Origin of the sequence: Micropruina sp., assembly GCF_047606365.1 — a bacterium.
Lineage (GTDB): Bacteria > Actinomycetota > Actinomycetes > Propionibacteriales > Propionibacteriaceae > Micropruina.
This window is the reverse complement of record NZ_JASGEN010000094.1, coordinates 1-7,917: the sequence shown is the minus strand read 5'-3', so window position 1 is coordinate 7,917 and position 7,917 is coordinate 1. Positions and strand designations below refer to the sequence as shown.

Annotated in this window: 9 protein-coding genes; 5 read left to right on the top strand and 4 right to left on the bottom strand. The window is 67.5% G+C overall.

Annotated features, from left to right (window positions below; translation table 11 throughout):
• Nucleotides 1-275 precede the first annotated feature (275 nt).
• A complete protein-coding gene (gene ahcY / locus QM624_RS10810) occupies nucleotides 276-1,691 on the bottom strand; it encodes an adenosylhomocysteinase (RefSeq protein WP_415091635.1) in 1,416 nt (471 codons plus the stop codon).
• A gap of 124 nt (nucleotides 1,692-1,815) precedes the next feature.
• Here ahcY and QM624_RS10805 point away from each other — a divergent pair, with 124 nt between their 5' ends.
• The 4 genes from QM624_RS10805 (at nucleotide 1,816) to QM624_RS10790 (ending at nucleotide 5,333) form a co-directional block, all read left to right on the top strand.
• Nucleotides 1,816-2,979 carry an NAD(P) transhydrogenase subunit alpha gene (locus QM624_RS10805; protein WP_415091633.1) on the top strand — a complete coding sequence of 388 codons (1,164 nt, stop codon included), beginning with the start codon at nucleotides 1,816-1,818 and terminating at the stop codon, nucleotides 2,977-2,979.
• Nucleotide 2,980: 1 nt separating this feature from the next.
• Nucleotides 2,981-3,286 carry an NAD(P) transhydrogenase subunit alpha gene (locus tag QM624_RS10800; RefSeq protein WP_298132065.1) on the top strand — a complete coding sequence of 102 codons (306 nt, stop codon included), beginning with the start codon at nucleotides 2,981-2,983 and terminating at the stop codon, nucleotides 3,284-3,286.
• Nucleotides 3,287-3,292: 6 nt separating this feature from the next.
• Nucleotides 3,293-4,672, top strand: a complete 1,380-nt coding sequence (locus QM624_RS10795) for an NAD(P)(+) transhydrogenase (Re/Si-specific) subunit beta (RefSeq protein ID WP_415091631.1) — start codon at nucleotides 3,293-3,295, stop codon at nucleotides 4,670-4,672.
• Nucleotides 4,673-4,841: 169 nt separating this feature from the next.
• Nucleotides 4,842-5,333, top strand: a complete 492-nt coding sequence (locus QM624_RS10790) for a GNAT family N-acetyltransferase (RefSeq protein ID WP_415091629.1) — start codon at nucleotides 4,842-4,844, stop codon at nucleotides 5,331-5,333.
• A gap of 170 nt (nucleotides 5,334-5,503) precedes the next feature.
• Here QM624_RS10790 and QM624_RS10785 read toward each other — a convergent pair whose 3' ends face one another.
• The 3 genes from QM624_RS10785 to QM624_RS10775 all read right to left on the bottom strand — a co-directional run bounded on the left by QM624_RS10785 (nucleotide 5,504) and on the right by QM624_RS10775 (nucleotide 7,564).
• Nucleotides 5,504-6,004, bottom strand: coding sequence for a hypothetical protein (locus QM624_RS10785; RefSeq protein WP_415091627.1), 501 nt, complete (start codon nucleotides 6,002-6,004; stop codon nucleotides 5,504-5,506).
• Between the two features lie 186 nt (nucleotides 6,005-6,190).
• The gene (locus QM624_RS10780; RefSeq protein WP_415091625.1) at nucleotides 6,191-7,120 is read right to left on the bottom strand and encodes a bifunctional riboflavin kinase/FAD synthetase; all 930 of its coding nucleotides are present in this window, start codon (nucleotides 7,118-7,120) and stop codon (nucleotides 6,191-6,193) included.
• 81 nt (nucleotides 7,121-7,201) lie between these two features.
• Nucleotides 7,202-7,564, bottom strand: coding sequence for a hypothetical protein (locus QM624_RS10775; RefSeq protein WP_415091623.1), 363 nt, complete (start codon nucleotides 7,562-7,564; stop codon nucleotides 7,202-7,204).
• 115 nt (nucleotides 7,565-7,679) lie between these two features.
• Here QM624_RS10775 and QM624_RS10770 point away from each other — a divergent pair.
• On the top strand, nucleotides 7,680-7,917 hold a 238-nt coding region (locus QM624_RS10770; RefSeq protein WP_415091621.1), incomplete at its 3' end, for an aldo/keto reductase.

Genomic DNA, 7,917 nt, shown 5'->3' with positions numbered 1-7,917 from the left:
GTGGGCTGCACCCCGTCCGGGTAGGTCGGGCGTAAAGCGCGCGAGCCCCCGCCCAGAGTCTGAAAAACAAAAGCAGAAGTAGGCGAGCTGCGCACGGGCGGGACGGGGTGCAGCCCACTCCGCGGAACCAAACCCAGCCACCACGAACCCGACCACAGAACAGGGTCTCGACAAGCTCGACCAACGGAGTCGCGGTGGTGATCAAGAGAACCGTCCCCGGTGACCAAGAGAACCGTCCCCTCGGTCACCCGGTCACGACCGGGACGCCGTGGAGGTCAGTAGCGGTAGGCGTCCGGCTTGAAGGGCCCCTGCTCGGGGATGCCGAGGTAGTCGGCCTGGGCGGGCGTCAACTCGGTGAGCTGGACGCCCAACGCCGACAGGTGCAGCCGGGCGACTTCCTCGTCCAGTTCCTTGGGCAGCGTGTAGACGCCGACCGGGTAGTCGGCGGTCTTGGTGAACAGCTCGATCTGGGCCAGCACCTGGTTGGTGAACGAGTTGCTCATCACGAACGACGGGTGCCCGGTGGCGTTGCCCAGGTTCAGCAGCCGGCCCTCGGAGAGCACCAGGATCGAATGCCCGTCGGGGAAGGTCCAGCGGTCGACCTGCGGCTTGATCACGGTCCGTTCGATGCCCGGGTAGGCCTCCAACCCGGCCATGTCGATCTCGTTGTCGAAGTGGCCGATGTTGCCGACGATCGCCAGATGCTTCATCTTCGCCATCTGATCGACCGTCACCACGTCACGGTTTCCGGTGCAGGTGATGACAATGTCGGCGACGTCGAGCACGTCGTCGAGCCGAGCCACCTGGTAGCCGTCCATCGAAGCCTGCAGCGCGCAGATCGGGTCGATCTCGGTGACGATCACCCGGGCGCCCTGACCGGCCAGCGCCTCGGCGGCGCCCTTGCCGACGTCGCCGTAGCCGCAGACCACGGCGGTCTTGCCGCCGATCAGCACGTCGGTGCCGCGGTTGATGCCGTCGATCAGCGAATGCCGGATGCCGTACTTGTTGTCGAATTTGCTCTTGGTGACCGAGTCGTTGACGTTGATCGCCGGGAACAGCAGCGAGCCCTGCTTGGCCATCTCGTACAGCCGATGGACGCCGGTGGTGGTCTCTTCGGTGACGCCGCGGAGCTCGTTCGAGATCGCCACCCAGTCCAGCCCGGACGCCCGCAGCTGCTGCAGCACCACCGCGTACTCGGCCGAGTCACCGGCACCGGGCTCGGGCACCGCCCCGGCTTTGGCGAACTCGACACCCTTGTGCACCAGCAGGGTGGCGTCGCCGCCGTCGTCCAGGATCATGTTCGGACGCCGATCGCCCCAGTCCATGATCTGCTCGGTGCACGCCCAGTACTCGGCCAGCGTTTCGCCCTTCCAGGCGAACACCGGCACCCCCTGCGGGTCCTCCGGTGTGCCGTTCGGGCCGACCACCACCGCGGCCGCGGCTTGGTCTTGGGTGGAGAAGATGTTGCAGGACGCCCAGCGCACCTCCGCGCCGAGCGCCACCAGGGTCTCGATCAGCACCGCGGTCTGCACCGTCATGTGCAGCGAGCCCGCGATCCGGGCGCCGGCAAGGGGTTTCGAGTCGCCATAGCGTTCCCGCATCGCCATCAGGCCGGGCATCTCATGCTCGGCGAGAGCGATCTCCTTGCGTCCGAATTCGGCCAGGTTCAGGTCCGCTACGCGATAATCCACCGAAGAATCCTAGTGCACGACACACTGCTTCACGCCTGATGTGACAAGGCCATCACGCCGGGGTTGGATGGAATCATCACCGTCTGACAACGTCTGACAAGGCGAGGGAGAGAGAGCCACAGCCATGGGCTTCGTTCTCGGCATTCCAGTCAGCGCCGATCCAGCCGAGCGGCGCACCCCGATCGTGCCCGACGTGGCGACCAAACTGCGAGCCCTGGGTGCGACCCTGGTGATCCAGGACGGCGCCACCGACCGGGCCCACATCACTCCGCACTCGCTCGGCGAGGTCACCTGGGCGCGGAGCACTGACGAGGTGCTCGCTGCCGCCGATGTGGTCTGGACGATCGGCCCGCCGTCGCCGGAGACCATCGCTGCATTGCGGCCCGGCACCATCCTGATCGGCACCCTGGCACCGTTCGCCGACCCGGAGCGGGTCCGCGCCCTGGCCACCGGCGGCGTCAACGCGTTCGCGATGGAACTGCTCCCCCGCATCTCACGCGCCCAATCGATGGACGTGCTGTCCTCCCAGGGCGCGGTGGCCGGGTACCAGTGCGCGCTGATCGCGGCCGCCCGCTGCCCCAAGTTCTTCCCGATGCTCACCTACGCCGCCGGCACCGTCCGGCCGGCCCGGGTGCTGGTGATCGGCGCCGGCGTCGCCGGGTTGCAGGCGATCGCGACCGCCAAACGGCTGGGTGCGATCGTCGAGGGTTACGACGTCCGGCCCGAGACCAAGGAGCAGATCGAATCGCTGGGCGCCAAATTCGTCGACACCGGCGTCAGTGCCGTCGGCGAAGGCGGCTACGCCCGCGAACTGACCGAGGCCGAGAAGGGCACCCAGGAGGCGAAACTGGGCAAGGCGATCGCCCAGAGCGACGTGCTGATCACCACCGCGGCCGTCCCGGGCAAGCAGGCGCCGCTGATCGTCAGCGAGATGATGGTCAAGGCGATGCGTCCCGGCGCCGTCGTGGTCGACATGGCCGCCGAGCAGGGTGGCAACGTGGCCGGCACGGTTGCCGGCTCCGAGGTGCGGGTCGGTTCGGCGCATGTCGTCGGTCCGATCAACCTGCCCAGCCGCATGCCGGTGCACGCCTCGGAAATGTTCGCCAAGAATCTGTTCAACTTCACCGCGCCGATGGTCGCCGAGGGCACGCTCGCCATCGACACCACCGACGAGGTGATCGCCGGCACCGCCCTCACCCTGGGTGGCGCCGTGGTGCATCCACTGGCCCGGCAGGTGCTGGGCCTGGAAGACCTCGCTCCGCAGGGCACCCAGGAAGGGGACGCCTGACATGACCGATCTGCTCTACCTCTACATCTTCATGCTGGCCGCGTTCACCGGCTACGAGGTGATCTCGCGGGTGCCGGTGATCCTGCACACCCCACTGATGTCCGGCTCGAACTTCGTCCACGGCGTCGTACTGGTGGGCGCCATGTACGCGCTGGGCCACGCCGAAACACCGCTGCAGATCGTGCTGGGCTTCCTGGCCGTGCTGCTGGGGGCGGCGAACGCGGCCGGCGGCTACGTGGTGACCGAACGGATGCTGGCCATGTTCGCGCCGAAGAAGAAGCTTCCCAACCCGGGCCAGGAGGCCTGATCACCCATGGAATGGATCGTCAACGGGATCTACCTGTTGGTCTCGGTGCTGTTCATCGTCGGCCTGAAGGCGATGGCGTCGCCGGTGAAGGCCCGCCGCGGCATCGCCTGGGCCGGGGTCGGCATGGTGCTGGCCACCGCCGCCACCTTCTTCGTACCCGGCATGCGCAATATGGCGCTGATCGCGATCGCGATCGTGCTGGGCGGCGGCGTCGCGTGGTGGGCCGGACGCGTGGTGAAGATGACCGACATGCCGCAGATGGTGGCCATCTACAACGGCATGGGCGGTGGTGCGGCGGCCCTGATCGCCGCGGTCGAGTTCGCCCGCGCCGAAGTGCACGGACCGGTGGTCGGCACCCTGGCGGTGCTCGGCTCGCTGATCGGCTCGGTCGCCTTCAGTGGTTCGGTGATCGCCTTCCTGAAGCTGCAGGGCATCATGAAAAAGGCCATCCGGCTACCTGCGCAGAACCTGATCAACATCGTCCTGGCGCTGATCACCATCGGGCTCGGCGTTTGGATCGTGCTCTCCTCGATGGGCACCGGCTCGGCCAACCCGTTCCTGCTGGTGCTGTTCTTCCTGCTCGCCCTGGCGCTGGGCGCGGTGCTGACCATGCCGATCGGCGGTGCCGACATGCCGGTGGTGATCTCGCTGCTCAACGCGTTCACCGGCCTGGCGGTCGGCTTCGAGGGCTACGTGCTGGGCAACCCGGCACTGATCATCGCCGGCATCGTGGTGGGCGCGTCCGGCACGCTGCTCACCCAGCTGATGGCCAAGGCGATGAACCGGCCGATTCTGGGCGTGCTGTTCACCCCGATCAGCGGCGAGGCGCAGGCCGGCGGCGCCATTGAGGGACGACTCAAGGAGCTCACCGCCACCGACGCGGCGGCGATGATGCGCTACGCCGAGAAGGTGATCATCGTCCCCGGCTACGGCATGGCGGTGGCCGGCGCCCAGCACAAGGTCTGGGAGATGGCCAAGCTGCTCGAAGACGCCGGGGTCGAGGTGTCGTTCGCCATCCACCCGGTCGCCGGACGAATGCCCGGGCACATGAACGTCCTGCTCGCCGAGGCCGGCGTCCCGTACGAGAAGATCTTCGACCTGGACGAGATCAATGCCGAGTTCCCGCAGACCGATGTGGCGCTGGTGATCGGCGCCAACGACGTGGTGAACCCGGTCGCCCGCACCGACAAGACGTCCCCGATCTACGGCATGCCGATCCTGGACGCCGACAAGGCCCACAACTGCATCGTGATCAAGCGCGGACGGGGCGCCGGCTACTCCGGCATCGAGAACGCCCTGTTCTACGCCGAGAACACATCGATGCTGTACGGCAGCGCCCAGCAGGCGGTGGCCGATGTGATCAGCCAGCTCAAGCAACTCGGCTGAGCCCTACCACCTGATCGCCCACGCCGCCCTCGCACACCACGGATGAACGGGTGAGGTTCCGCCCCCACTGGCCGACGTAGGCTTGCACCGTTCTGGCAAGATGAAGGATCCGATGGACACGAGCCAGGCCTGCCGACTTGACCCCGATCCCCGACCAGCGGAGGTACCTATGACGGAGCGCATCGAGGTGCGGCTGTGCACGGCGGATGACCTCGAGGCGCTGGGCCGCCGGGAGCCTCACCCGAACGCCCGCTACGCGCAGGGGCACTTCGACCGGCAGCAGGAGGGCGACTACTTCTTCGCGATCGCCCTGCGGGACGGCCAGGAGCTGGGCACCAGCGTGCTGGACTGCCGCGCCGACAATCTGCTGCAGCCGGAGCTGAAGAGCCTCTGGGTCTATCCGGAATCGCGCCGTCAGGGTGCGGCACGGGCGTTGACCCGCTTCCTCGAGCAGCAGGCGATCGAGCTGGGCTTCGAAGAGATCTTCCTGCGGGTCGACCCGCAGAACGCGGCCGCCATCCCGATGTACATCTCACTCGACTACACCCCGACCGGCGACCACAAGCTCACCACCTACGAGTACGTCGACGGGCTGGGCAACACCCACAGCCGCGAAGAGATGGACGCCATCTACCGCAAATCACTGCGGCTGCTGCACTGACGTCCGCGTCATCCCGGCAGCCTCACGTCACCCGGTGGCCTCACGTCATCCCGGCGCACGCCGGGATCTCGGCAACCGGATAGACCGTCGTCAGAGATCCCGGGGCAAGCCCGGGATGACGGAAGAGTAAGCCCGGGAACTACCGGGATGGGAACGCGGGATCGCCCAGCTCAGTCGTCCTGATCGAGGCCGACGGCCAGCACGCTGACGTGACCGCGGTCCCAGTCCAGGTCGAGCACCACCAGGCTCTGTTCGGCGTGGAAATCGGAGACCCGCACCTTGTGGGTGACCGCGGTCACCGCCAACTGCCCCAGGTCGCCGACGTGGCGTCCCTGCACCTGAAGAGTGGTGCCGTCGGCGAAACACATCCGGGCCAGACCTCGTGAGGGTCCGGGCCGGACGGCGCGCAGCGGCACATTGCGCCGCACCACGTTGCCCACCCGGTACAGCAGCATCTGGACGGGCGCCCGTCCGAACTCCTGCTCGATCCGATGGCCGGCCGCGGTGAGTTCGGCGAGATCGCTCTCCAGCAGACCGAGTTCCTCAGCCGTCCACGTTGCAGTGCGCACCGTCGAGGTGGGCATCCTTCGGGACTTCTTCGGTCGGCGCATCATGCCGACCACGATCGCGACCAGCAGCGCGACCACCGCGAACGCGACCAATCCGGTCATACTCCAACTGTGCGCCGCCGGTGCGCGCGACGCAATACATCCATCGCGAACGACCGCAGGTCGAACTTATCGAGTCCCGATGGTGGGCCTGTGGTCCGGTCGAGCTTGTCGAGACCCCGCCGCGTGGGTTCGACAAACTCAGCCGACGGTCATGGTGCCGGCAGGCTCAGCCGGGTTTCGACAGGCTCAACCAACGGTGTGCAGGATGTCGCGACTGCGACGGACGTCGTCCTCCACCTGGAGGATCAGCGCGTCGATCCCCTCGAATCGGACCTGTCCACGGATGCGTTCGATGAAGTCGACGGCGATCGGGGCGCCGTACAGCTCCAGGTCGGTGCGGTCGAGCACGTAGGACTCGACGCGGCGCTGCACGCCGTCGAAGGTCGGGTTGGTGCCCACCGAGATCGCCGCCGGCCAGCGCTCGGCGTCCTGGCCCTCGGGCAGCGGCTCACCGTGGGCGTCCAGTCCGTCGAGCCGGGTCACCCAGCCGGCGTAGACGCCGTCCGCGGGGCAGGCCAGCTCTTGCGGAACGGGCAGGTTCGCCGTCGGGAAGCCCAGTTCACGTCCGCGATGGTCGCCGTGCGCGACCGCGCCGGCGAACCGGAAGGGACGTCTGAGATGTTCCGCGGCGTGCGCCACGTCACCGGCCGCGAGGGCCTCCCGAATCGTCGTCGAGCAGGTCTCCTCGTCACGGAAGCGGACCAGCTTCAACGCGTCCACCTCGAACCGGCCGCGGCCGAGTTCGCGGAGCGTCTCGACGGTGCCGGCCGCACGGTGTCCGAAGCGGAAGTTCTCCCCCACCACGATCAACGCGGGGTGCAACGGCGACAGCACCTCGGTCACGAACTGCTCGGGACTGAGCTGGGCGAACTCCGGTGTGAAGTCCACCACTTCGACCCGGTCGGCACCGGCCGCCCGCAGCAGCGCGATCCGGTCATCCAGCCCGGTGAGCAGCATCGGCGCCTGCTCGGGACGCAGCACCCGGACGGGGTGCGGCCAGAAGGTGACCACCATCAGCGGCAGGTCGGGACGGCGCGCGTGCGCCTCGGCGAGCACTTCGACGTGGCCCGGGTGTACGCCATCGAAGTTGCCGATGACCACCACCGATTCGCTCACGAGGAGCCAGCCTAACGCCCACCTCACGCAGAGGCATCATCGGCGGTGGTCTCGGCGAACTCGACCAGAGAAGCGGCCGATTCAGACGCTCAGTTCGACGCGCACCTCGGGGGCGTTGGCCCGCAGCAGGTCATCGCTCGTGCTGTGCAGCAGCCCCGCGAACTGCTCGCGCAGTTCCGGTGATTCGAATCCCTCCACGAGTTCGCTGATCGCCACCACCCGGGTGAGGTCACGCGACCAGGAACCCTGCTCGACGCCGGGCAGCCGGACACCGTCCAGGATGTCCTGACGCCGCGAGTCCGGCCCGGAGATCTCCTCGATGATGTTCTTGAACCACTCCGGCCACTCGGGCGGATCCGGCGGCCAGACGAACTTGCGGCGAAGAACGGGAACATCCAGGCAGAGGTAGGCGCCGTTGAATTCCAGGTAACGCTTGCAGGCCATGGTGGGCCGTCCCTTCGTAGGGGTCCCGTCGGCGGTTCCGACGGTGTTCGGTGGACAGACGGACGACCGGGCACCGTTGATACAACTGTCGTCGGCAACTGCTTGGATGGGGACCATGGAGTTTCGTCATCTGGGTAGCTCGGGGCTGAAGATCTCCGAGATCACATACGGCAACTGGCTCACGCACGGGTCACAGGTGGAGAACGAGGCCGCGCTGGCCTGCGTCCGGGCCGCCTTGGACGCCGGCATCACCACCTTCGACACCGCCGATGTCTACGCCAACACCAAGGCCGAGACCGTCCTCGGCGAGGCATTGGCCGGCGAACGGCGCGAGTCGATCGATTCCATGATGT

Coding starts and splice junctions, on each gene's coding strand:
- QM624_RS10805 (WP_415091633.1), top strand. CDS start 1,816: ATGGGCTTCGTTCTCGGCATTCCAGTCAGCGCCGATCCAGCCGAGCGG.
- QM624_RS10800 (WP_298132065.1), top strand. CDS start 2,981: ATGACCGATCTGCTCTACCTCTACATCTTCATGCTGGCCGCGTTCACC.
- QM624_RS10795 (WP_415091631.1), top strand. CDS start 3,293: ATGGAATGGATCGTCAACGGGATCTACCTGTTGGTCTCGGTGCTGTTC.
- QM624_RS10790 (WP_415091629.1), top strand. CDS start 4,842: ATGACGGAGCGCATCGAGGTGCGGCTGTGCACGGCGGATGACCTCGAG.
- QM624_RS10785 (WP_415091627.1), bottom strand. CDS start 6,004: ATGACCGGATTGGTCGCGTTCGCGGTGGTCGCGCTGCTGGTCGCGATC.
- QM624_RS10775 (WP_415091623.1), bottom strand. CDS start 7,564: ATGGCCTGCAAGCGTTACCTGGAATTCAACGGCGCCTACCTCTGCCTG.